This is a genomic window from Streptomyces sp. ISL-12 (genome assembly GCF_018614415.1).
Classification (GTDB): domain Bacteria; phylum Actinomycetota; class Actinomycetes; order Streptomycetales; family Streptomycetaceae; genus Streptomyces.
Genome location: NZ_JAGGOO010000059.1, coordinates 52619 through 74515, shown reverse-complemented (window position 1 = coordinate 74515; position 21897 = coordinate 52619). Strand labels below are relative to the sequence as shown.

15 protein-coding genes and 1 pseudogene are annotated in these 21897 nt (G+C 71.3%); 7 read left to right on the top strand and 9 right to left on the bottom strand.

Features of this window, described 5'->3' with window-relative positions; genetic code table 11:
* On the bottom strand, positions 1-1224 hold the full coding sequence (locus J7I94_RS16650; RefSeq protein WP_215167891.1) for an NYN domain-containing protein: 1224 nt from the start codon (positions 1222-1224) through the stop codon (positions 1-3).
* Between the two features lie 222 nt (positions 1225-1446).
* Here J7I94_RS16650 and J7I94_RS16645 point away from each other — a divergent pair, with 222 nt between their 5' ends.
* Positions 1447-1614 (top strand): hypothetical protein, encoded by a 168-nt coding sequence (locus J7I94_RS16645; RefSeq protein WP_215167890.1) that lies wholly within the window; start codon positions 1447-1449, stop codon positions 1612-1614.
* A gap of 80 nt (positions 1615-1694) precedes the next feature.
* Here J7I94_RS16645 and dnaE read toward each other — a convergent pair whose 3' ends face one another.
* Entirely contained in the window at positions 1695-5234 is a 3540-nt protein-coding gene (gene dnaE / locus J7I94_RS16640) for a DNA polymerase III subunit alpha (protein ID WP_215167889.1), read from the bottom strand.
* Positions 5235-5458: 224 nt separating this feature from the next.
* On the opposite strand from dnaE, the gene J7I94_RS16635 reads away from it, so the two are divergent.
* From J7I94_RS16635 to J7I94_RS16620, 4 genes and pseudogenes are all read left to right on the top strand, one after another.
* The gene (locus tag J7I94_RS16635; protein WP_215167888.1) at positions 5459-6796 is read left to right on the top strand and encodes a DUF2252 domain-containing protein; all 1338 of its coding nucleotides are present in this window, start codon (positions 5459-5461) and stop codon (positions 6794-6796) included.
* 67 nt (positions 6797-6863) lie between these two features.
* Positions 6864-7568 carry a hypothetical protein gene (locus J7I94_RS16630; RefSeq protein WP_215167887.1) on the top strand — a complete coding sequence of 235 codons (705 nt, stop codon included), beginning with the start codon at positions 6864-6866 and terminating at the stop codon, positions 7566-7568.
* Between the two features lie 81 nt (positions 7569-7649).
* Positions 7650-8495: a thioredoxin domain-containing protein gene (locus tag J7I94_RS16625; protein WP_215167886.1), complete on the top strand. Its 846-nt coding sequence runs from the start codon at positions 7650-7652 to the stop codon at positions 8493-8495.
* A gap of 110 nt (positions 8496-8605) precedes the next feature.
* Positions 8606-10286: pseudogene (locus J7I94_RS16620) on the top strand (alkaline phosphatase).
* Here the strand turns inward: J7I94_RS16620 and J7I94_RS16615 are convergent.
* Entirely contained in the window at positions 10271-10864 is a 594-nt protein-coding gene (locus J7I94_RS16615; protein WP_215167885.1) for a dienelactone hydrolase family protein, read from the bottom strand. The pseudogene J7I94_RS16620 and the gene J7I94_RS16615 overlap by 16 nt on opposite strands.
* Positions 10865-11008: 144 nt before the next feature.
* Between J7I94_RS16615 and J7I94_RS16610 the strand changes: the two genes are divergently transcribed.
* Positions 11009-12133, top strand: coding sequence for a mechanosensitive ion channel family protein (locus tag J7I94_RS16610; protein WP_215167884.1), 1125 nt, complete (start codon positions 11009-11011; stop codon positions 12131-12133).
* Between the two features lie 20 nt (positions 12134-12153).
* Here the strand turns inward: J7I94_RS16610 and J7I94_RS16605 are convergent, their stop codons facing one another.
* From J7I94_RS16605 to J7I94_RS16585, 5 genes are all read right to left on the bottom strand, one after another.
* Positions 12154-13740 (bottom strand): Na+/H+ antiporter, encoded by a 1587-nt coding sequence (locus J7I94_RS16605; RefSeq protein WP_215167883.1) that lies wholly within the window; start codon positions 13738-13740, stop codon positions 12154-12156.
* A 90-nt stretch (positions 13741-13830) separates the two neighbouring features.
* Positions 13831-14307 carry a GNAT family N-acetyltransferase gene (locus tag J7I94_RS16600; RefSeq protein WP_215167882.1) on the bottom strand — a complete coding sequence of 159 codons (477 nt, stop codon included), beginning with the start codon at positions 14305-14307 and terminating at the stop codon, positions 13831-13833.
* Entirely contained in the window at positions 14304-15248 is a 945-nt protein-coding gene (locus J7I94_RS16595) for an RluA family pseudouridine synthase (protein ID WP_215167881.1), read from the bottom strand. The genes J7I94_RS16600 and J7I94_RS16595 overlap by 4 nt, the downstream gene beginning before the upstream one ends.
* A 48-nt stretch (positions 15249-15296) precedes the next feature.
* A complete protein-coding gene (gene lspA / locus J7I94_RS16590) occupies positions 15297-15875 on the bottom strand; it encodes a signal peptidase II (RefSeq protein WP_215167880.1) in 579 nt (192 codons plus the stop codon).
* Between the two features lie 50 nt (positions 15876-15925).
* Positions 15926-16858, bottom strand: a complete 933-nt coding sequence (locus tag J7I94_RS16585; RefSeq protein ID WP_215167879.1) for a TraR/DksA family transcriptional regulator — start codon at positions 16856-16858, stop codon at positions 15926-15928.
* Positions 16859-17326: 468 nt separating this feature from the next.
* On the opposite strand from J7I94_RS16585, the gene ileS reads away from it, so the two are divergent.
* Entirely contained in the window at positions 17327-20473 is a 3147-nt protein-coding gene (gene ileS / locus J7I94_RS16580) for an isoleucine--tRNA ligase (protein WP_215167878.1), read from the top strand.
* A 165-nt stretch (positions 20474-20638) separates the two neighbouring features.
* On the opposite strand, the gene divIVA is transcribed toward ileS, so the two are convergent.
* On the bottom strand, positions 20639-21868 hold the full coding sequence (gene divIVA, locus J7I94_RS16575; protein ID WP_215167877.1) for an apical growth/hyphal branching protein DivIVA: 1230 nt from the start codon (positions 21866-21868) through the stop codon (positions 20639-20641).
* Positions 21869-21897: the final 29 nt, after the last annotated feature.

The following is a 21897-nucleotide window of genomic DNA, read 5'->3' as shown; positions in this document are numbered from 1 at the left end:
TCACTCGGTCGCGGGACTGTGTTCCACCGCCGTCCGCACCCCGATCTCGCGCCAGAACCCGGCCCGGATGGCGTACCGGTCCTGCTCGTCGATCTGGTCGTCCTTGTGGGCGAGCAGCCCGAAGCGGGCCGCGTAGCGCAGCAGCTCGCCGTCGATGCGGTGCGGGACGCGCGGGTACATGCCGGACAGCTTCTGGAGGTGGCTCTGGTCGCCGAGGCGCTCCACCCAGCGGCGGGCGAAGACCTGTCCGACCTCGTACGGGTCGCCGCCGACCGTGGTGATGTCCTCCTCCCGGTCGGCCCACCGCTGTTCGGCGGTGGTGAGCTGGGCCAGCGTCGGCATGGAGGCGGCCTCGGGGGGCTCGCCGGCCGGCCGGTCGACCCAGCCCTTGTCGGAGGACCAGCGCAGGGTGGCACTGGCGGGGGGCTGCTGGGCGGGCTGGGGTCCGGGGGCGCGCAGGGCGGCCAGGTCCTTGGGGGTGGGGACGCCCTTGGCGGCGGGGCCGCGGTCCTCCGGTCCCGCGCCGTTGCGGGAGGCGCCGGGCGGGGCGGGGTGCGGGCGCTCCTCGGGGTGCCGCTCGGCCGCGGCGGCGAGCGCGGACTCGGGCAGCGGCGCGGAGAGGATCGCGGCGATCTCCGGCCGGGGCACGGGCGGCGGCGCGCACACCCCGGTCAGCTCCTTGGCGCGGACGGCCTGAGTGATCCAGGCGCGGTCCAGGACGCGCCGCTCGTCGGCCTCGGCGACCAGGTCCTCGGACTGGTTGTAGTCGCCGTCGGCGGCCTGCACGGCCCACAGGTGGACGGCGACGCCGTGCTCCTTGGCGGCCATCATGCCCGGCAGCAGGTCGCCGTCGCCGGTGACCAGGACGACGTCGGAGCAGGCCCGGTTGCGGGCCAGCTCGGTCAGCTCGGCGTGCATCGCGGCGTCCACGCCCTTCTGCGCCCAGCGGCCGTCGCTGCGGGTCAGCGCGCCGAGCCGGACGGTGACCCGGGGCATCACGCGCAGCCGGCGGTGCTCGGGCTGCGGGACGCGGTCGGGGGCGCCGTCGAACCAGTAGATGCGCAGCAGGGGCTGCTGGGTGTCGTCCTGGGCGCGTTCGCGCAGTCCCTGGATGAGGGCGGCGTGATCGACGGTGATGCGGGACCGCGAGGGTTCCCCGGCGAGGAGACTGGCGGCGGCCCCCAGCAGATACCCGGCGTCCACCAGGACGATGCAGCGGTCCACGCTTTCCACCCTCTTTCCGGGAGGTTTGCTTCGGGCTTGCTTCGAGTCTGCCCGACCGGGCGGGGGTTAACGGTCGGAACTCGATCTTCGGCGTGGCGTTTGCGGTCCGGGCGCCCCGATGAAGCGGGTCACCGACGGTAATTGTCCAACATGCGTTCTTTATCGGCCTATGTGAATCTGGTCGAGGCTCTGGCCACTGATTTCCCCACAGGAGGCACCATCATGGCCAAGAACAAGAACAACCGTGACCGTAAGCAGTCCAAGTCCGAACGTACGCAGCAGGCGGACCGGCCCGTCGCGGCGGCCCGGGACGAGCAGCTCGCCCCACCGCTGGCGCACACCGACACCGCCGTGCGCGGCAAGCGGCAGAAGCGCTTCGGTCACAACTGACGGCCGCAGAGCGCCGGTAGACGCCGAGGGGCGCATCCGCTGCCGGATGCGCCCCTCGGTCAGGTGGACGGCTCGGTGGCTCAGCCCGCCAGACAGGACGGGCCCAGCAGCACCTTCAGGTCGCCGAAGAGCGCCGGGTCGGGCTTGACGCGGTGCCGGTCCAGGCGGAGCACGGTGGTCTTGGTCGGCCCCTGGAGCTTGATGCGGACCTCGCTGTCGCCCCGGTGGTGGGTGAGGATCTCGCCGAGGCGGCTGACCATCGGCGGGGTGACCCTCGTCGCCGGGATGGTGAGCACCACGGGCGCGTTGGCGCCCGCGTTGGACAGGTCGGGGACCTGGAGCTCCATCGCCACCAGGCGCGGCACGTCCTCGCGCTTGTCGAGGCGGCCCTTGACGAACACCACGGCGTCCTCGACGAGTTGGGTCGACACCAACTGGTACGTCGCCGGGAAGAACATGCACTCCAGGGAACCGGCGAGGTCCTCGACGGTGGCGATCGCCCAGGCGTTGCCCTGCTTGGTCATCTTGCGCTGGAGGCCGGAGATGATGCCGCCGATGGTGACGACCGCGCCGTCGCCGAAGTCGCCGCCGGTGAGCTGGGAGATGCCCGCGTCGGCCTTGTCGGACAGCACGTGCTCCAGGCCGAAGAGCGGGTGGTCGGAGACGTAGAGGCCGAGCATCTCCCGCTCCTGGGCGAGGAGGTAGGTCTTGTCCCACTCCTCGGTGGAGAACTCCACGTCCAGCCCGAAGCCCGGCTCGTCGTTCGCCTCCTCGCCCATGCCGCCGAAGAGGTCGAACTGGCCCTCGGCCTCCTTGCGCTTGACCGCGACCACGTTGTCGATCATCGGCTCGTACTGCGCGGTGAGGCCCTTGCGGGTGTGGCCCAGCTCGTCGAAGGCGCCGGCCTTGATCAGCGACTCCGTGGTGCGCTTGTTGCAGACGACCGCCTCGACCTTGTCCAGGTAGTCGGGGAAGGAGGCGTACTTCCCCTTCGCCTTGCGGCACCTGATGATCGACTCGACGACGTTGGTGCCCACGTTGCGCACCGCGGAGAGGCCGAAGAGGATCACGTCGTCGCCCTGGGCGGCGAAATTGGACATCGACTCGTTGACGTTGGGCGGCAGCACCTTGATGCCCATGCGCCGGCACTCGTTCAGGTAGACGGCCGACTTGTCCTTGTCGTCCTTGACCGAGGTGAGCAGGGCGGCCATGTACTCGGCCGGGTAGTTGGCCTTGAGGTAGGCGGTCCAGTAGGAGACCAGGCCGTACGCGGCGGAGTGCGCCTTGTTGAACGCGTAGCCGGCGAAGGGGACCAGCACGTCCCACAGCGCCTGGATCGCCTCGTCGCTGTAGCCGTTCTTGCGGGCGCCGGCCTGGAAGAGGACGAAGTTCTTGGCCAGTTCGTCGGGCTTCTTCTTGCCCATCACGCGGCGCAGGATGTCGGCCTCGCCGAGCGAGTAGCCGGCGATGATCTGCGCGGCCTTCTGCACCTGCTCCTGGTAGACGATCAGGCCGTAGGTGACGTCCAGGACCTCCTTGAGCGGCTCCTCCAGCTCCTTGTGGATCGGGGTGATCTCCTGGAGGCCGTTCTTGCGCAGCGCGTAGTTGGTGTGCGAGTCCATGCCCATCGGGCCCGGGCGGTACAGGGCCGACACGGCGGAGATGTCTTCGAAGTTGTCGGGCTTCATCAGGCGCAGCAGCGAGCGCATGGGGCCGCCGTCGAACTGGAAGACGCCGAGGGTGTCGCCGCGCTGGAGCAGTTCGAAGGTCTTGGGGTCGTCCAGCGGCAGGGAGAGCAGGTCCAGCTCGACGCCCTTGTTGGACTTCACCATCTTGACGGCGTCGTCCATGATCGTCAGGTTGCGCAGGCCGAGGAAGTCCATCTTCAGCAGGCCGAGCGACTCGCACTGCGGGTAGTCCCACTGGGTGATGGTCACGCCGTCGGTGTGCCGCACCCAGATCGGGGCGTGGTCGACGATGGGCTCGCTGGACATGATCACGCCGGCCGCGTGCACGCCCATCTGCCGCACCAGGCCCTCGACGCCCTTGGCGGTGTCGATGACCTTCTTGACGTCCGGCTCGTTCTCGTACATCGAGCGGATCTCGCCGGCCTCGCTGTAGCGGGGGTGGGAGGGGTCCGTGATGCCGTTGAGGTCGATGCCCTTGCCGAGGACGTCGGCGGGCATCGCCTTGGTGAGCCGGTCGCCCATCGCGTACGGGTAGCCCAGCACGCGCGCGGAGTCCTTGATGGCGTTCTTCGCCTTGATCTTGCCGTACGTGCCGATCATGGCGACCTTGTCGGCGCCGTACTTCTCCGTCACGTACCTGATCACCTCGACGCGCCGACGCTCGTCGAAGTCGATGTCGACGTCGGGCATGGAGACGCGCTCGGGATTGAGGAACCGCTCGAAGATCAGGCCGTGCGGGATCGGGTCGAGGTCGGTGATGCCCATGGCGTACGCCACGATCGAACCGGCCGCGGAGCCTCGGCCGGGGCCGACCGCGATGCCCTGGTTCTTGGCCCACATGATGAAGTCGGCGACGACGAGGAAGTAGCCCGGGAACCCCATCTGGATGATGACGTCCATCTCGTACTCGGCCTGCTTCTGCCGGTCCTCGGGGACGCCGCCCGGGTAGCGGCGCTCCATGCCGCGGCGGACCTCCTCCTGGAACCAGGTGACCTCGGTGTAGCCCTCGGGGATGTCGAACTTGGGCATCAGGTCGCGCTTCTCGAACATGCCCGTGGTGTCGACCATCTCGGCGACCAGCAGCGTGTTGGCGCAGCCCTCCTGCCAGGCGTCCGAGGAGTCGATGGCGTACATCTCCTCCGTGGACTTCAGGTAGTAGCCGGTGCCGTCGAACTTGAAGCGGTCGGGGTCGGAGAGGTTCTTGCCGGTCTGGATGCACAGCAGCGCGTCGTGGGCGGTCGCCTCGTGCGCGTAGGTGTAGTGCGAGTCGTTGGTGACCAGCGGGGGGATGCCGAGCTTCTTGCCGATCTCCAGGAGGCCGTCGCGGACCCGGTGCTCGATGTCGATGCCGTGGTCCATCAGCTCCAGGAAGTACTTGTCCTTGCCGAAGATGTCCTGGTACTCGGAGGCCGCCTTCAGCGCCTCGTCGAACTGGCCGAGCCGCAGCCGGGTCTGCACCTCGCCGGAGGGACAGCCGGTGGAGGCGACGATCCCCTCGGACCACTGGGAGATCGTCTCCTTGTCCATCCGGGGCCACTTCTGCAGCCAGCCCTCGGCGTAGGCGTCGGAGGAGAGCTTGAAGAGATTGTGCAGGCCGGTCTTGTTCACCGCCCACATCGTCTTGTGGGTGTAACCGCCGGAACCGGAGACGTCGTCCCGCTTCTGGTGCGGCTGGCCCCACTGGATCTTGCGCTTGTTGCGCCGCGACTCGGGGGCGACGTACGCCTCGATCCCGATGATCGGGGTGACCCCGGCCTTCTGCGCCGTGTGGAAGAAGTCGTACGCCCCGTGCAGGTTGCCGTGGTCGGACATGGCGACATGTGTCATGCCCATGTTATTGCAGGCCTCGAACATGTCCTTCAGCCGCGCGGCACCGTCCAGCAGCGAGTACTGGGTGTGGACGTGCAGGTGCGTGAACGGCGGCTTGGACACGTTCGGCCTCCTGGGCAAACTCGGGGTGACGGGCTGCGGGCAGTCCGGGGGGTCAGCGTCGAAGTCTATGCCTCGCGACTGACACTCCGGGGGCCTCCCCGCGTACCTTCGAGCGAGGCGTTTCGCGGGCACTCCCGCGCGCCGTCGGACGTTGGTCCGGTCGGACGATCCGTTCCGGTCGCCACGCGCATGTACGCACCGTCAGCACCAGGAGGCACCCCGCGATGTCGGTCCCGCAGCTCAGCGACGAGCACCGCGACGAGGAGATCCTCGCCGTCTTCGACACCGCCTTCGGCGACCTCCTGGCCGCCGACCCGGCGGCCTTCCGGGTGAAGTTCCGGAAGATGGCGGCCTCGGCCTTCGCGTTCTACCGGGGCACCGCCTGCCTGTTCTACCGCGACCTGGACGCCGCCGACCACGAGGGCGGCGACCGGGGTCCGTACCTGGACGAGCGGACCTCCCGCGTGTGGATCCACGGCGACCTGCACGCGGAGAACTTCGGCACGTACATGGACTCCACCGGCCGGCTGATCTTCAACGTCAACGACTTCGACGAGGCCTACGTCGGCCCCTTCACCTGGGACCTCAAGCGCTTCGCGGCGTCGATCGCGCTGATCGGGTACGCCAAGGCGCTCAGTGACGAGCAGATCACCGAGCTGGTGACGGTGTACGCGGGCGCGTACCGCGAGCGCATCCGCGCGCTGGCCACCGGCGCCAAGAGCGACGAGGTGCCGCCGTTCACCCTGGACACCGCCCAGGGGCCGCTGCTCGACGCGCTGCGCGACGCCCGGTCGCTGACCCGGTTCGGGCTGCTGGACTCCATGACGGAGATCCGTGACTTCGAGCGCCGTTTCGCGCCCGGCGGCGGCAGCGTCGAGCTGGACGCGGCCACCCGCTACAAGGTGCTGGCCGCCTTCGACGGCTACCTGGAGACGCTCCCGGAGTCCTCGCTGACCCGCCCGGACTCCTACCGGGTCAAGGACGTGGTGGGCCGCCGGGGCATCGGCATCGGCTCGGCCGGGCTGCCGTCGTACAACATCCTCCTGGAGGGCAACAGCGACGCCCTGGAGAACGACGTCGTCATCTACATCAAGCAGGCCCAGACCCCGGCCGTCTCCCGGCACATCACCGACCCGGTGATCCGCGACTACTTCCAGCACGAGGGCCACCGCACGGTGATCTCCCAGCGCGCCCTGCAGGCGCACGCCGACCCGTGGCTGGGCTGGACCGAGCTGGACGGCGCGGGACAGCTGGTCGCCGAGATCTCGCCGTACGCCGTCGACCTGGACTGGAGCGACATCGACGACCCGGAGGAGATCGCCGAGGTGGTCGCCGACCTCGGCCGGGCCACGGCCGCGATGCACGCGGCGGCGGACGACCAGTCCGGCGAGTCCCTGGTGCCGTTCTCCACCGAGCGGGCCATCCACGCGGCGATCGCGGCCGACGAGGACGGCTTCGCGCCCCTGCTGGTGGACTTCGCGCACGGCTACGGGGCACGCGCGCGTGCCGACCATCAGATCTTCGTCGACCTGTTCCGCAACGGCCGGATCCCGGGTCTGTGACCCCGGGTCACCTCACAGCCGCCCTTTAGGGTTCCTTTACCGGAGCCCGTGTCACACTCTCTACGCCATGGACATATCCGGAACCCCGCTCAGAGCCGTCCGCGCGGCGCTGTTCACGGCACTCGCCGTGACCCTCAGCACCGCGTCGCACGTGCTGCTGTCCGGGGTCCCGCTGCCGCTGCCCACGGTGGCCCTGGTCGCGGCCGGTGTGTTCCTCGTCGCGTACGCCATGGCGGGCCGCGAGCGCTCCTACGGCGGGATCGCCGCCCTGCTGATCCCGCTGGAGCTGGCCGCCGACACGGTCTTCACCACCGGCCAGCACGTCTGCTACGGCCCCGCGGGCGGCCCGGTCGCCGGTCCGCTGCGCTCGGTCGGCTTCGACGTGCTGTGCGGTGACGGCACCGGCGTCCACGCCGACGTCACCAACCCGCTGACCCAGGTCACCGGCGCCGGCACCGACCGGCTCGCGGCCCTGCTCGCCGACTCGACGCCCGGCACCTCCTGGCTGCTGCTGGCCGCGCACATCGGCGTCGGCCTGCTCGCCGCCGCCTGGCTGCGGCACGGCGAGAGCGCGCTGGCCCAGCTGCTGCGGGCGGCCGCCGCGACCACGTTCCGGCCGCTGCTGCTGGCCGCCGCGGCGGTCACCGTACGCCCGGTCCCGGCCCCGCGCCGCCCGGCGCGACCGGTCCGCCGCACCGCCACCGCCCGCGACAGCGTCCTCGCCCACTCCCTGGGGCGGCGCGGACCGCCGTGCTCGCTCGCCTTCGGGTGAACACCCGACACCGAGCACCGGCAGTCCCCCACACCACCCCCGCGCACCCGCGTGTGCGCCTCCCCACGGAGTCACGACACCATGAGCAAGCGAAACAGCCAGCAGCAGAAGATGGCGGCCCGTGAGCGGCTGCGCCAGGAGCGCGAGCGCCAGGCCAAGCGCGACAAGGCCAAGCGGCAGATCATCGTCGCCTGTTCCATCGTCGGCGTCCTGGCGATAGCCGGCGGCATCGGCTACGCCGTCGTCCAGGCCAACAAGCCCACCCACTGGGAGACGGTGGCCGACGAGACGAAGATCGTCGCCCCGGCCAACACCACGGGCGAGAACGGCACCACCGTGGTCATCGGCGAGGACAGCGCCAAGAAGACCCTGAAGGTCTACGAGGACCCGCGCTGCCCGATCTGCGCCGCGTTCGAGCAGGCGGCCGGCTCGACCCTGGAGAAGGACGTCGAGGACGGCAAGTACAAGGTCCAGTTCGTCGGCGGCACCTTCCTCGACGGCGACACCGAGAAGGACGGCGAGTTCTCGGTCGGCTCGCACGGCGAGGGTTCCAAGAACGCCATGAGCGCCCTGGGCGCCGCGCTGAACGTGAGCCCGGAGGCGTTCCTGAAGTACAAGTCGGCGCTCTACTCGGCCAAGTGGCACCCCGAGGAGAGCGACGACAAGTTCAAGGACGACGACTACCTGATCGAGATCGCCGACACCGTCCCGGCGCTGAAGGACAACGCCAAGTTCGAGAACGCCGTGAAGAAGGGCACCTACGACGCCTGGGCGCTGGCCATGTCCGACGCCTTCAACAAGAACAAGGACGGCGTCACCGGCACCCCGAGCCTCGTCATGGACGGCAAGCAGCTCCAGACGTCCAGCGGCAACGCGCCGATGACCGCCGCGGAGTTCACCGAGGTGGTCGGCGCCGCCCTGAAGTGACGCCGTGAAGTGACGCTCTGAAGTGACGCCTTGAAGTGATGCCGAAGAGCGGGTGAACTCTCACCGGTTCACCCGCTCCCCCGGCTTACCGGCCAGTAGCCTGACCGGCCGTGACCAGCCGATTCAGATCTCCCCAGAACGCTCCCAGCCGCCGTACGGTCGTCAAGGCCGCGGCCGGCGGCGCCGTCCTGGCCGCCCCGCTCGCCGCCGCCCTGCCCGCCGGTGCCGCCGACGCCGCCCCCGCCTTCCTGCACGGCGTGGCCTCCGGCGACCCTCCCCCACTGCCTTGAAGGCGCGGGGGGACCCCCACCCGACGGCATCCTGCTGTGGACCCGGGTGACCCCGGTGCCCGAGGCGATACCCGGCTCCGGGACCGGCCCGGACACCCCGGTGAGCTGGACCGTCGCCACCGACCGGGCGCTGACGGACGTCGTCGCCAAGGGCACCGTCACCGCCCGCGCCGCCTCCGACCACACCGTCAAGGCCGACGTCCGGGGTCTGTCCCCCGCCACCGACTACTGGTTCCGCTTCTCCGCCGGCGGCACCGACTCCCCGGTCGGCCGCACCCGTACCGCGCCCGCCGCCGACGCGGCCGTCACCGGCCTGCGGTTCGGCGTGGTCTCCTGCTCCAACTGGGAGGCCGGCCACTTCTCTGCCTACCGCCACCTCGCGGCCCGCGGCGACCTCGACGCCTGGCTCCACCTGGGCGACTACATCTACGAGTACGGCACCGGCGAGTACGGCACGCGCGGCACCGTCGTCCGCCCCACCGCGCCCGCGCACGAGATCCTCACCCTCGCCGACTACCGCGTCCGGCACGCCCTGCACAAGACCGACCCCGACCTCCAGGCGCTGCACGCGGCGGCGCCCGTCGTCGCGATCTGGGACGACCACGAGATCGCCAACGACGCCTGGTCCGGCGGCGCGGAGAACCACACCGAGGCCACGGAGGGCGCCTGGGCTGCGCGGCAGGCCGCCGCCAAGCAGGCGTACTTCGAGTGGATGCCGGTCCGTCCGGCGCTGGCCGGCACCACCTACCGCCGGCTGCGCTTCGGCAAGCTCGCCGATCTGTCGCTGCTGGACCTGCGCACCTACCGCTCCCAGCAGGTCTTGGCCGGGAGCGGCGACGTCGACGACCCGGAGCGCACGCTCACCGGCCGCGCCCAGCTCGACTGGCTCAAGGCCGGGCTGACCGCCTCCGACGCCACCTGGCGGCTGGTCGGCAACTCGGTGATGATCTCGCCGTTCGCCGTCGGCGCGCTCTCCGCCGAGCTGCTGAAGCCGCTGGCGGAACTGCTGGGCCTGCCGAAGGAGGGCCTCGCCCTCAACACCGACCAGTGGGACGGCTACACCGACGACCGCCGTGAACTCCTGGCCCACCTGCGGGCGGGCGCCATCCGCAACACCGTCTTCCTGACCGGCGACATCCACATGGCCTGGGCCAACGACGTGCCGGTCAACGCCGGGACGTACCCGCTGTCCGCCTCGGCCGCCACCGAGTTCGTCGTCACCTCGGTGACCTCCGACAACCTCGACGACCTCGTCGACGTCCCCGAGGGCACGGTGTCCGCGCTCGCCGCGCCGCTGATCCGGGCCGCCAACCGGCACGTCCACTGGGTCGACACCGACCGGCACGGCTACGGCGTCCTGGACGTCACCGCCGAGCGGACGCAGATGGACTACTACGTGCTGTCCGACCGCACCGACCCGGACGCCACGTCCGCCTGGGCGCGCTCGTACCGCACCCGCAGCGGCACCCAGCGGGTCGAGCGCGTCTACGACCCGGTCTGAGCCTCCTGCTGGAGCGAGTCGAGGAAGCCGAGCGCCGTCCGCCAGGTGGCCTCGGCGGCCTCGGCGTCGTAGTCGGGCAGGCCGGGGTCGGTGTAGAGGTGGCCGGCCCCGGCGTACCGGTACACCTCCACGTCGGCGCCGGCCCGGCCCATCTGGAGGTACCAGGCGCTGAGCCAGTCGTCGGTCTCGAACGGGTCGGGCTCGGCCACGTGCAGCTGCACCGGCAGGTCGTCCACCGAGGCGTTGGGGGCGATGTCCGAGGTGCCGTGCAGGAGCAGCAGTCCGCGGGCCCGGTGGTCGCCGAGGGCGAGGGTCTGCGCGACGGAGGCGCCGAGCGAGAACCCGGCGTACACCAGGCCCCGCTCCGAGTACGGGGCGGCGGCCAGCACGGCCCGCTTCAGCAGTTCCTCCCGCCCGATGCTCTCGTTGTGCTCCATCCCCTCCTCCACCGTGTCGAACGTCCGTCCCTCGAAGAGGTCGGGCGTCCACACCTGGTGACCGGCGTCACGCAGCCGGTCGGCGGCCTGGCGCACCGCGGGCCGCAGGCCGAAGGTCGAGTGAAAGAGCACGATGTTCATGAGGCCATCGTGCCAGCCGGGTCCGACAACGCGGGTCCGCGCTCCCGCCGGGAGCCGCCCGGGATGCCCCTCAGGTCACCTATGTCACACATTCCGGTCCGAGGCCGCATGTTCAGGTCCGCCGGTGCCGGTTACGTTCCTGGGATGGAGAACATACTCCGCCCCCTGATCGTGGTCGGCGGCTCGCTGGTGCTCACGCTGGTCATCGGCTGGGCCACCGACCTGCTGCTGCGCAAGGCCGACGAGCGGCATCACGAGACGCCCCTGTGGGGACTGCTGCGCCGCGCCCGCATCCCCTACCAGCTGCTGCTCTGCGCGGCGCTGCTGAGAGGGTCGTACGTCGAGGCCGGGGTCTTCCCGGCGCACCGGGGCCTGATCGGCCACATACTGACGCTGGTGCTGATCGGCTCGGCCGCCTGGCTGGTGGTGCGGATCGCCGCGGCGGTCGTGGAGACGTCGTACACCAGGTACGCCCAGGCCCGCGCCCAACGCGACCCGGCCCGGGTGCGCCGGGTGCGCACCCAGGTGTCGCTGATCATGCGGGTGGTCTCGGCGGTGGTCGGCGTGGTGGCCGTGTCGTCGATGCTGCTGACGTTCAAGGAGATGCGCACGGCCGGCGCCTCGCTGCTGGCCTCGGCCGGGGTGCTCGGCATCGTCGCCGGCATCGCCGCGCAGTCCACGCTCAGCAACATGTTCGCCGGGTTCCAGATCGCGTTCGGCGACATGGTGCGCATCGGCGACACGGTGGTGGTGGACGGCGAGTGGGGCACGGTCGAGGAGATCACGCTGACCTTCCTGACCGTGCGCACCTGGGACGAGCGGCGGATCACCATGCCGGTGTCGTACTTCACGTCCAAGCCGTTCGAGAACTGGTCGCGCGGCACCCCGCAGATGACCGGCACCGTCTTCTGGTACCTGGACCACACGGCGCCGGTGGACGCGATGCGCGAACGGCTCCGCGACATCCTGCGCCAGTGCCCGGCCTGGGACGGCCGCGCGTACAACCTGACCGTCACCGACACCACTCCGAACACCATCGAGGTACGGGCGCTGGTGACGGCGAAGGACGCGGACGACATCTGGACGGTACGGGTCGAGGTGCGCGAGCAGATGATCCGCTGGCTGGCCGACGAGCACCCCTACGCCCTGCCCCGCGTCAACACGGCCGACGCGGCCCTCCCGCCCGGCCGCACCTCCCTGCGCAAGTCCTCCCCCGACGGCGCGGCACGCCGCCTGCCGCACCAGCCGACCCGGGGCCAGCCGCACTGACCCGGCGGCCCCGCGGGCGGTCAGCGCAGGCTGCGTACGTCCAGATGCCGCAGCACCCGGTCGACGATCTCCGGATCGGCGCCGGGTTCGCTGCGCGCGGCCAGCACCTCGTGCCGGGCGGCGCTCAGCATCTCGCCCTGGATGCGGCGGAGCCGCTTGATCCGCCGCGCCCGCTGCTGGTGCGCCTCGCGCCGCTCCTCGTCGCCGATCTCCGGGCTGATCCGCAGGCCGATGTCGAAGGCGCGCCGCAGCATCTGCTCGGTCAGCTCCTCCGGCAGTTCCTCGACCGCCTCGATCTCCCGCAGCCGCTGCCGGGCCGCCTTGGCCGCGCGCCGGGCGAGGGTGCGCTCGAACTCCTTCTCCTGCTCGGTGTCGGCCGTCACCCTGAGCCGCCCGACCAGCCAGGGCAGGGTCAGCCCCTGCACCAGCAGCGTCACCAGGATCACCCCGAACGCGATGAAGACGATCTCCTCGCGGTGCGGGAAGGGCGACCCGTCGTCCGTCTCCAGCGGGATCGCCAGGGCCAGCGCCACCGAGGCCACCCCGCGCATCCCCGCCCACCACATGACGACGGTCTCCCGCAGGCTCATCGGGATGTCCTCGTCCCGGTCCCGCTTGGCGTGCAGCCGTTTCGTCAGCCAGGTCGCCGGCAGCAGCCACAGCAGCCGCACCAGGATCACCACGCCCACCACGGCCCCGGCCCAGCCCAGCAGCTCGGCCCAGTGCCCGGACGCGGTCCGCACCGCGTTGTGCAGCTCCAGGCCGATCAGCCCGAAGGCGACCCCGGTGACCAGGGTGTCGACGACGTCCCAGACGGTGTGCCCGGCCAGCCGGGTCAGCACGTCGTCGGCGTCGGAGGCGTACTCGGCGAGGAACATCGCGGTGGTGAGCACGGCCAGCACCCCGGAGCCGTGCAGCTCCTCGGCGAGGACGTAGGAGGCGTACGGCACCAGCAGCGTCAGCCCGATCTGCAGGGTCGCGTCCCCCAGCAGGCCGAGGACCTTGTTGGCCGCCCACCCGAGCGCCAGACCGACGGCGACGGCGACCACGGCCGACAGCACCAGGTCGAACCCGGCCGACCACGGCGAGAAGGTCCCGCCGACGGCGGCGGCGATGGCGACGTTGTACAGCACGATGGCCGTGACGTCGTTGAAGAGCCCCTCGCCCTCCAGGATCGACACCAGGCGGCGGGGCAGTCCGAGCTGCCCGGCGACGGCCGTGGCGGCGACCGGGTCGGGCGGCGCCACCAGCGCCCCGAGGGCGAAGGCGGCGGCGAGGCCGAGGCCCGGCACGATCGCGTGGGCCACGGCGGCCACGCAGGTCATGGTGACGAAGACCAGCGCGACGGCCAGCAGGAAGATGGGCCGTTTGTTGGCCGCGAACTGCCGCCAGGAGGTACGCCGTACGGCGGCGTACAGCAGCGGCGGCAGCAGGGCGGGCAGGATGAGGTCGGGCGGGATGTCGACGTTGGGCACGAAGTCGAGCAGCGCCAGTACGATGCCGAGCACCGTCATCAGCACCGGCGCCGGCAGCCCGAACCGGTCGCCGACCGGGACGCTCAGCAGGGCCCCGAGCAACAGCACGAACAACAGGGCCAACTGATCCACGGTCAGCGCTCCGGAGGGGTCTCGGCGATCACACGGCAGGCTTCCAGCCTGCCACCTCGCCTTCCCCGTCGCCCCGCCGAGAACCCCGGGTCACAGAACGCGTCGCATCGCGCGGTGCGGTATCCCCGCGTCGGGGAACTCCGGACCGTACGCCGTGTAGCCGAGCCGCTCGTAGAAGCCGAGGGCGTGGGTCTGCGCGTGCAGGTCCACCGCCGTGAGCCCGCGCGCGCGTGCCGCGTCCTCGATGGCCCGCACCAGCGCGGCCCCGACGCCCAGCCCCCGGGCCGCCCGGGTCACGGCGAGCCGCCCCAGCGACCCCACGCCCGCGTCGCCGCCGGTCTTCCCGGCCGCCGCGTCCCCGGTCAGCAGCCGCCCGGTGCCGAGCGGCACGCCGTCCTCGCGGACCGCCAGGACGTGCGTGGCGACGGCGTCGTAGGCGTCGTACTCGATCTCCTCGTCGACGCCCTGCTCGGCCACGAAGACCTCCTTGCGCACCGCGAAGCACGCCTCGCGGTCGGCGGGGTCCTCGGCGACGCGCACCTCGTACACCGGTGTACCGCCGCTCATGCGTAGGTCTCCTCCCTGACCCGGTCCAGGGCCTGCTGGAGGTCGTCCGGGTAGTCGCTGGCGTACTCCACCCAGTCGCCGGTGCCGGGGTGCTCGAAGCCGAGCCGGACGGCGTGCAGCCACTGCCTGGTCAGGCGCAGCCGCTTGGCGAGGGTCGGGTCGGCGCCGTAGGTCAGGTCACCGACGCAGGGGTGGCGGTGGGCGGCCATGTGGACGCGGATCTGGTGGGTGCGGCCGGTCTCCAGCTTCACGTCGAGCAGGGAGGCCGCGCGGAACGCCTCGATCAGGTCGTAGTGCGTCACGGAAGGCTTGCCCTCGGCCGTGACCGCCCACTTGTAGTCGTGCTGCGGGTGCCGGCCGATGGGCGCGTCGATGGTGCCGCTGGTCGGGTCGGGGTGGCCCTGCACCAGCGTGTGGTAGCGCTTGTCGACCGTGCGCTCCTTGAACTGGCGCTTGAGCGAGGTGTAGGCGCGCTCCGACTTGGCGACCGCCATCAGCCCGGAGGTGCCCACGTCGAGGCGGTGCACGATGCCCTGCCGCTCGGCGGCGCCGGACGTGGAGATCCGGTACCCGGCGGCGGCGAGCCCGCCGATGACCGTCGGCCCGGTCCAGCCGGGCGACGGGTGGGCGGCCACGCCGACCGGCTTGACGATGACGACCACGTCCTCGTCGTCGTGGACGATCTCCATGCCCTCGACCGGTTCGGCGACCACCTGGACCGGCGCGGGCGCCTGCGGCATCTCGACCTCCAGCCAGGCCCCGCCGCGCACCCGCTCGGACTTGCCGACCACCGAGCCGTCGACCGCCACCTTCCCCGCCGCCGCCAGCTCGGCGGCCTTGGTACGGGAGAAGCCGAACATCCGGGAGATGGCGGCGTCGACGCGCTCGCCCTCCAGGCCGTCGGGCACGGGCAGGGTACGGATCTCGGGAAGCGTGCTCACCCGGTCGAGTATGCCGGACGGTATCGACACTCCCTCACCGGCAGGTGCTCAGTCCTTGTGGACGGTTCCGTCCGGGTCCAGGCCCCGGAAGGACAGCAGCACGATCAGGATGCCGCCGCACACGATCGCCGAGTCGGCGAGGTTGAAGACCGCGAAGTGCTTGGGCGCGATGAAGTCCACCACCGCGCCCTCGAAGACACCCGGCGAACGGAAGATCCGGTCGGTGAGGTTGCCGAGCGCCCCGCCGAGCAGCAGGCCCAGCGCGATCGCCCACGGCAGGCTGTAGAGCTTGCGGGCGAGCCGGGCGATCACGACGATCACGGTGGCCGCGATCACCGTGAAGATCACGGTGAACGCCTCACCGATGCCGAAGGCGGCCCCCGCGTTGCGGATCGCCACCAGCCGCAGCCAGTCCCCGACGATCTCGATCGGCTCGTGGTGCTCCAGCTTCGCCACCACGATCATCTTGCTGACCAGGTCCAGCGCGTACGCGAACACGGCCACCGCGAACAGCACGGCGATCCGGCGCTTGCCCCGGGGCCGCTCGGCGCCGGCGGCCTCCTGCTGCCCGTCCCCCGCCTCGTCCGGGGTGTCCGGCGTACCGATGATGCGCTCCGCCTCTGCCACGTGAGTCCCTCGACCTAGGTACCTGACTGAGGAAGAGAGTACGGCACACCTCAGCGGCGCTCCTGCTTCTGTTTGCACTCCACGCACAGGGTGGCCCGCGGGAACGCCTGCATCCGGGCCTTGCCGATCGGCTCGCCGCAGTTCTCGCACAGTCCGTAGGTGCCCGCGTCCAGCCGCTCCAGGGCGTGCGCGGTCTGGGTGAGCATCTCGCGCGCGTTGGCGGCCAGCGCCAGCTCGTGCTCACGCGTGATGTTCTTGGTGCCGGTGTCCGCCTCGTCGTGCCCCGCGCCGTCCCCCGAGTCCCGCATCAGGCCCTGCAGCGCCCGCTCGGAGGAGTCCAGCTCGGCCCGGAGCCGGGCCTCCTCGGACTGCAGCTCCCCACGCGCCTCCTCGACCTCCTCGGGGGTCCACGGGTCCTCACCGGGGCGTACCGCGAGGTCGCCGGGTTCCACCGCGCCGCCCCGCGCCTTGGGTACCGCAGTCTTGGCCGCCGTGGCCGTGCCAGGGGTCTTCTTCGCAACCACCGTCGTGGCTCCCGTCTGCTCCGCGGCCTCGGCCGCGCCCGCCTTCTTGGCCGTGCTCTTCCCCGCCACGCCGCCCGGCGCTGCCGCGGCCTTCTTCCCCGTGGCCTTCTTGGCCGCGGTCTGCTTCACAGCGCCCTTCTTCGCAGCGACCTTCTTGGCCGCCGTCTTCTTGGCCGCCGTCTTCTTGACCGCCGTCTTCTTGACCGCCGTCTTCTTGACCGCGGCCTTCTCCGCAGCGACCTTTCTGGCCGCCGTCTTCTCCGCCGCGCTCTTCCCCGCAGCACCCTTCTCCGCCGCAGTCCTCCTCGCCACGGCCTCCCCGCCGCCCCGCGTGCTCGTGCTCTTCTTCCCGCCCGCCCCCTCCCCCACCCCACCGGCGGAGCCGGAGGTGCCGGAGGCCGGGGCACGGGCGGGTCCGCCGGACCCCGAGTGCCGTACGGCGGTCTTCTTCGCCACCATGCCGCGGCCCCTTCACAAACTGTGATCTTGCACGCGAACCGTGCTGGGACGATAAATCGACTTGAGTCCCGCGGCAACGGGACGCACCGCCCCGCTCGACCGACCTGCATCCGTTGTGCCCAGCTCCCCGCCGGGTATGCCGGTCCGAAAACCGGTCGGCCGCTGTCCGCCGGGCGCCGTACACTGGGCGGAGCGAAAAGCGTGGATGGGGACGAGTAGCGGCGTACGCAGCCCAGAGCGACCCGGGGACGGTGTGAGCCCGGGGGCGAGCCCGACGCGAAGATCACCCCGGAGCCGCCGGAAGAAAGCCGCACCGGACCGGACGCGGCGAGTAGACCCGGCATCGCGCCCCAATGAGGGGGCTCACCGGCGCACAAGGCGCACCGGGAGCCAAGGAGGGTGGTACCGCGGGAGCGCAAAGCTCTCGTCCCTCCGACGGAAGGCAGCACGTCCGCCGGAGGAAACGCGTTGAATACGCCGCCGCTGTACCGCCAGGTACCCGCCCAGGTCGACCTGCCCGCGCTCGAACACGCGGTGCTCGACTTCTGGCGCGAGCAGAAGATCTTCGCCAAGAGCCTGGAGCAGTCCGCGGGCCGCCCCGAATGGGTGTTCTACGAGGGTCCCCCCACCGCCAACGGCATGCCGGGCGCCCACCACATCGAGGCCCGCGTCTTCAAGGACGTCTTCCCCCGCTTCCGCACCATGCGCGGCTACCACGTGGCCCGCAAGGCCGGCTGGGACTGCCACGGCCTGCCCGTGGAGCTGGCGGTGGAGAAGGAGCTGGGCTTCAGCGGCAAGCCGGACATCGAGGCGTACGGCATCGCGGAGTTCAACGCCAAGTGCCGCGAGTCGGTGACCCGCCACACGGACGCCTTCACCGAGCTGACGACCCGCATGGGCTACTGGGTCGACCTCGACGACGCGTACCGCACGATGGACCCGGAGTACGTCGAGTCCGTCTGGTGGTCCCTGAAGGAGATCTTCAACAAGGGCCTCCTCGTCCAGGACCACCGCGTCGCCCCCTGGTGCCCCCGCTGCGGCACCGGCCTGTCCGACCACGAGCTGGCCCAGGGCTACGAGACGGTCGTCGACCCCTCGGTCTACGTCCGCTTCCCTCTCACCTCCGGCCCGCTGGCCGGCGAGGCCGCGCTGCTGATCTGGACGACCACGCCCTGGACGCTGGTCTCCAACACGGCCGTGGCGGCCCACCCCGAGGTCACCTATGTCGTCGCCACCAACGGTGACGAGAAGCTCGTCGTCGCCGCCCCCCTCGTGGAGAAGGCCCTCGGCGAGGGCTGGGAGACCACCGGCCAGACCTTCACCGGCGCCGAGATGGAGCGCTGGACGTACCAGCGCCCGTTCGAGCTGGTCGCGTTCCCCGAGCCGGCCCACTACGTCGTCAACGCCGACTACGTCACCACCGAGGACGGCACGGGCCTGGTCCACCAGTCCCCCGCCTTCGGTGAGGACGACCTCAAGGTGTGCCGCTCCTACGGCCTGCCGATCGTCAACCCGGTCCGCCCCGACGGCACCTTCGAGGAGGACCTCCCCCTGGTCGGCGGCGTCTTCTTCAAGAAGGCCGACGAACAGCTCACCGAGGACCTCGACACCCGCGGCCTGCTCTTCAAGCACATCCCGTACGAGCACAGCTACCCGCACTGCTGGCGCTGCCACACCGCGCTGCTCTACTACGCCCAGCCGTCCTGGTACATCCGCACCACGGCGATCAAGGACCGTCTCCTCCAGGAGAACGAGAAGACCAACTGGTTCCCGGACACCGTCAAGAACGGCCGGTACGGCGACTGGCTGGACAACAACATCGACTGGGCGCTCTCCCGCAACCGCTACTGGGGCACCCCGCTGCCCATCTGGCGCTGCGAGGACGACCACCTCACGGTCGCCGGCTCCCGCGCCGAGCTGACCGAGCTGACCGGCACCGACCAGTCGGGCCTCGACCCCCACCGCCCGTACATCGACGAGGTCACCTTCGCCTGCCGCCACGACGGCTGCGGCAAGACGGCCACGCGCGTGCCGGAGGTCATCGACGCCTGGTACGACTCGGGCTCGATGCCGTTCGCGCAGTGGGGCTACCCGTACAAGAACAAGGAACTGTTCGAGTCCCGCTACCCGGCGCAGTTCATCTCCGAGGCCATCGACCAGACCCGCGGCTGGTTCTACACCCTGATGGCCGTCGGCACGCTCGTCTTCGACAAGTCGTCGTACGAGAACGTCGTCTGCCTCGGCCACATCCTCGCCGAGGACGGCCGCAAGATGTCCAAGCACCTGGGCAACATCCTGCAGCCGATCCCGCTGATGGACCAGCACGGCGCCGACGCGGTGCGCTGGTTCATGGCGGCCGGCGGCTCCCCGTGGGCGGCCCGCCGCGTCGGCCACGGCACCATCCAGGAAGTCGTCCGCAAGACGCTCCTCACGTACTGGAACACGGTCGCCTTCCAGGCCCTGTACGCCCGCACCTCGGGCTGGGCGCCGAGCGAGGCCGACCCGGCCCCCGCCGACCGCCCCGTCCTGGACCGCTGGCTCCTCTCCGAACTGCACGCCCTCACCGACCAGGTGACGCAGGCCCTGGAGGGTTACGACACCCAGCGCGCCGGCAAGCTGCTGTCCTCGTTCGTCGACGACCTGTCCAACTGGTACGTACGCCGTTCCCGCCGCCGCTTCTGGCAGGGCGACAAGGCGGCGCTGCGCACCCTGCACGAGGTCGTCGAGACGGTCACCAAGCTGATGGCCCCGCTGACGCCGTTCCTCACCGAACGGGTCTGGCAGGACATGATCGTGCCGGTCACCCCGGGCGCCCCGGAGTCCGTGCACCTGTCCTCCTGGCCCGAGGCCGACCTGTCGGCGATCGACCCGGAGCTGTCGCAGCAGATGGTCCTGGTGCGCCGCCTGGTCGAACTCGGCCGCGCCACCCGCGCGGAGTCCGGCGTCAAGACCCGCCAGCCGCTGCGGCGCGCGCTGATCGCGGCCGCGGGCTTCGACGCGCTCTCCCCCGAACTGCACACGCAGATCACCGAGGAGCTGAACGTCGAGTCCCTCGCCTCCCTCTCCGAGGTCGGCGGCAGCCTGGTCGACACCACCGCCAAGGCCAACTTCCGCGCCCTGGGCAAGCGGTTCGGCAAGCGCGTCCAGGACGTCGCCAAGGCCGTGGCGAACGCGGACGCGGCGGCGCTCTCCCTCGCCCTGCGGGAGGGCACGGCCTCGGTGGAGGTCGACGGTGAGACGATCGCCCTCGCTCCCGACGAGGTGATCATCACGGAGACCCCGCGCGAGGGCTGGTCGGTCGCCTCCGACTCCGGTGCCACGGTCGCCCTCGACCTGGAGATCACCGAGGAGCTGCGCCGCGCGGGCCTCGCCCGGGACGCGATCCGCCTGATCCAGGAGGCCCGCAAGAACAGCGGCCTGGACGTCGCCGACCGCATCGCCCTGCGCTGGACGGCCACGGACCCGGCGGTCGTCGCCGCCCTGACCGGGCACTCGGCCCTGATCGCCGACGAGGTCCTGGCCACCGACTTCGCCGAGGGCGAGGCGGACGGCACGTACGGGGACGCCTTCAGGGACGAGGGCCTGTCCCTGACGTTCCGTCTCCGCAAGGCGTAAGCAACACGCGAGAGGCCCGGTTCCCCCACGGGGAGCCGGGCCTCTCGCGTACGGTCCGCGCCCGCCTCCGAGAACGGACCGCAAAAAGGCGGGTCCCGGGCTCAAGAACCCGGGACCCGCCTTGAACGCTGCCGACTACGACGCCGTACTACCGTTCAGCACTGCTCAGTTGTCGTCCTCGTCGATCAGGAACCCGCGCATCGGCGAGGGCGCCTGCCCCATCGGCGACGGCCCCTGCGGGCGCACCGGCGCCATCGGCTGGGTCATCGCCGGCGACATCTGCTGCTGACCGCCGTACGACGGGCCGGACGAGGCGCCCGGACCGCTGCCCATGGACTGGTTGCCACCGTAGGACGGCGCGCTCGCACCGGCCGGAGCCATCGACGGCGCCGGGGACGGCGGCAGCGAGGCGGCGGCGGGCGTCCGCGGCGGGGCCAGCGAGTCGTCGGCCTGGGTCTCCAGCTGACGCAGCTGCGACTCCAGGTAGGACTTCAGCCGCGTGCGGTACTCGCGCTCGAAGCCGCGCAGGTCCTCGACCTTGCGCTCCAGCGTGGCGCGAGCGGACTCCAGGGAGCCCATCGCGACGCGGTGCTTCTCCTGCGCGTCCCGCTCCAGGGCGTCGGCCTTGGCGCGGGCGTCCCGCTCCAGACCCTCGGCACGCGAACGCGCCTCGCCGACGATCTTGTTGGCCTCGGACCGGGCCTCGGCGATCGCCTGGTCGGCGGTCTGCTGGGCCAGCGACAGAACGCGCGCGGCGCTGTCGCCACCAGGGCCGCCCTGACCGGGCATGCCGGGACCACCGGGGCCGCCGGGACCCTGCGGGCCGCCCATGGGGCCGCCCATCGGACCGGGACCCATCTGGCCCTGCATCGGACCCGGGCCCTGGCCCATCGGCCCCGGACCCTGGCCCATCGGACCGGGACCCTGCGGGCCGCCCTGACCGCCGGGACCGGCGGGCAGCTGCGGGGCGCCGCTCGGCAGCTGGGGCGGACCACCCATGGGGCCACCCATCTGCTGCTGCGGCGGGCCCGATATGCCGGCGGGCACCGGAGCACCCGGACCGCGCATGCCCTGCTGGGGCATCCCGCCCTGCTGGGGCATCCCACCCTGCTGAGGCATGCCGCCCTGCTGGGGCATGCCGCCCTGCTGGGGGTGGCCACCCTGCTGCTGATCCTGCTGCTGCTCCGGGGGCTTGCGCATGTTCTGCTGGTTCTGCGCGGCCGCGCGCGTGGCCGCGGCCAGCTTGGCGCGCAGGTCCTCGTTCTCGCGGAGCAGACGGGTCAGTTCGGCTTCGACCTCGTCGAGGAAGGCATCGACCTCGTCCTCGTCATAGCCTTCTCGGAGGCGGACGGTCGTGAACTGCTTGTTCCGCACGTCCTCGGGGGTCAACGGCATCTCTTCACCTCAACGTAGTCGTCGGCATT

Excerpts from the sequence above, each read along its gene's own strand:
- J7I94_RS16645 (WP_215167890.1), top strand. The coding sequence starts at position 1,447 with ATGGCCAAGAACAAGAACAACCGTGACCGTAAGCAGTCCAAGTCCGAA.
- J7I94_RS16630 (WP_215167887.1), top strand. The coding sequence starts at position 6,864 with ATGGACATATCCGGAACCCCGCTCAGAGCCGTCCGCGCGGCGCTGTTC.
- J7I94_RS16600 (WP_215167882.1), bottom strand. The coding sequence starts at position 14,307 with ATGAGCGGCGGTACACCGGTGTACGAGGTGCGCGTCGCCGAGGACCCC.
- J7I94_RS16615 (WP_215167885.1), bottom strand. The coding sequence starts at position 10,864 with ATGAACATCGTGCTCTTTCACTCGACCTTCGGCCTGCGGCCCGCGGTG.
- J7I94_RS16585 (WP_215167879.1), bottom strand. The coding sequence starts at position 16,858 with ATGGTGGCGAAGAAGACCGCCGTACGGCACTCGGGGTCCGGCGGACCC.
- divIVA (WP_215167877.1), bottom strand. The coding sequence starts at position 21,868 with ATGCCGTTGACCCCCGAGGACGTGCGGAACAAGCAGTTCACGACCGTC.
- J7I94_RS16635 (WP_215167888.1), top strand. The coding sequence starts at position 5,459 with ATGTCGGTCCCGCAGCTCAGCGACGAGCACCGCGACGAGGAGATCCTC.
- J7I94_RS16610 (WP_215167884.1), top strand. The coding sequence starts at position 11,009 with ATGGAGAACATACTCCGCCCCCTGATCGTGGTCGGCGGCTCGCTGGTG.
- J7I94_RS16625 (WP_215167886.1), top strand. The coding sequence starts at position 7,650 with ATGAGCAAGCGAAACAGCCAGCAGCAGAAGATGGCGGCCCGTGAGCGG.